Source organism: Pseudoxanthomonas sp. 3HH-4 (assembly GCF_006716465.1).
Taxonomy (GTDB): Bacteria; Pseudomonadota; Gammaproteobacteria; order Xanthomonadales; family Xanthomonadaceae; genus Pseudoxanthomonas_A.
In genome coordinates, this window is record NZ_VFPB01000014.1 from 1 (window position 1) to 1387 (window position 1387).

2 protein-coding genes are annotated in these 1387 nt (G+C 59.0%); both read left to right on the top strand.

The window, feature by feature from the left end:
- The first annotated feature begins 105 nt into the window (after window positions 1-105).
- Complete coding sequence (locus FB548_RS18675; protein ID WP_142126320.1) at window positions 106-384, top strand: hypothetical protein; 279 nt, start codon at window positions 106-108, stop codon at window positions 382-384.
- A 423-nt stretch (window positions 385-807) separates the two neighbouring features.
- Window positions 808-1245, top strand: a complete 438-nt coding sequence (locus FB548_RS18680; protein WP_142126321.1) for a hypothetical protein — start codon at window positions 808-810, stop codon at window positions 1243-1245.
- Window positions 1246-1387: the final 142 nt, after the last annotated feature.

Below are 1387 nucleotides of genomic sequence, written 5' to 3' on the forward strand. Positions count from 1 at the left end.
CCTTGTTGGCCAGCTGTTCGCGTGGGGCTACTCCCGGCTGAGGCCTAACAATTCATTCAAGCCGAACCCGCTTCGCGGGTCGGCTTAATTCCGGTGTTAGGCCTCATGACCGAACAACATAACGTTGATTTAGAAAAGCGCCTGTTGGCCGCCGCAGTCTTTGAGCTCCGCGTGCTGCTTAGCAACCACTTGGATCCTCAAGATCAAAGCGCTGCTGGGGTCGCCGCCCAGTTCGCATACGCGCTCCACAATCAGGCGCTTGCAGCGCTTTCGGGACGGCCTTTTGATGTTGCCCAGACTCTGGACAGCCTAGGCCGGCTGGAGCCTCAGCTTGGCAGCGCGTATCTGCAACAATTCCGCCAGGTCGTCACCAATGAGGCCTAACAATTCATTCAAGCCGAACCCGCTTCGCGGGTCGGCTTAATTCCGGTGTTATGCGTGGGTATGTGTGTTGGTGTTGTCGGCTTCGGTGATGCGGTGGCTTCCGCAACGCCGTTGGCTTCGGCGTTGATCACTCGCTGACGCAGCTGATTCGCTGACGTTCCCCGGCTTCGCTTCACTCAGCTTCGGATGCATGGCGTTCGCGCCGCTCGGCAAAGGATGGTTTCATGGCTTGCGGATTGGCGGCGCTCTCGGCTTCGGCCTTGGTGGCCTCGACCTGCTCCGTGCTTGCGGAAGCTTTGTCCGTGCCCCCTGGTCTCCCAACCCCGTTGCGGGCCGCTGGCTTCGGGTTTACCTTGGCGCGCATAACAGTTCGTCCAAGCCGAACCCGCTTCGCGGGTCGGCTTAACTCAGGTGTTAGCGCCCATGACCAAATTACTCGGCTGTCTGGTTTGTTTAGTTGCTCTGGCGGGTTGCAATCGCGTCGACTTTCCGCCTGCCGCAGCAACAGCCTGCCAAGATCCTTTCGTTGCCGTTGAAATGTCCGGCGCTTCTGCAGAGGATCAGCTGATCCTCCGAGAGGCCTCAGCGGATTTCTGCGCAGTGGTTTCTGGCAAAGAGCCCGTTCATGCAAAAGTGGATTCGGACGCTGCCCTTCCAGCTGACGGCGGCACTACCTTCTATATCGGCCGCAGGTACAAGCTGACCGTACTCAACAGCCTTTCGAGCTTCGGCGGGTTCAACGGCATGGCCCATGGCCCAGTCATCACCTTCGATGAGTCCTTTGCCCCTGGCAACACCAATGTGATCTCCAGCATCAGGGTTTATCCTCTGCCATCGGCGCCGGAGTCGGATGGGCGCTAACAATTCATTCAAGCCGAACCCGCTTCGCGGGTCGGCTTAACTCAGGTGTTAGGGGGCTGTGTGAGTTGGTGGCGCGGTCAAAATCTTGAAGGCCCGTTGCACGGCCCTGATGGCCGTTCTTGGCACTTCCTTGTCTGGCACG

Excerpts from the sequence above, each read along its gene's own strand:
- FB548_RS18675 (WP_142126320.1), top strand. The coding sequence starts at position 106 with ATGACCGAACAACATAACGTTGATTTAGAAAAGCGCCTGTTGGCCGCC.
- FB548_RS18680 (WP_142126321.1), top strand. The coding sequence starts at position 808 with ATGACCAAATTACTCGGCTGTCTGGTTTGTTTAGTTGCTCTGGCGGGT.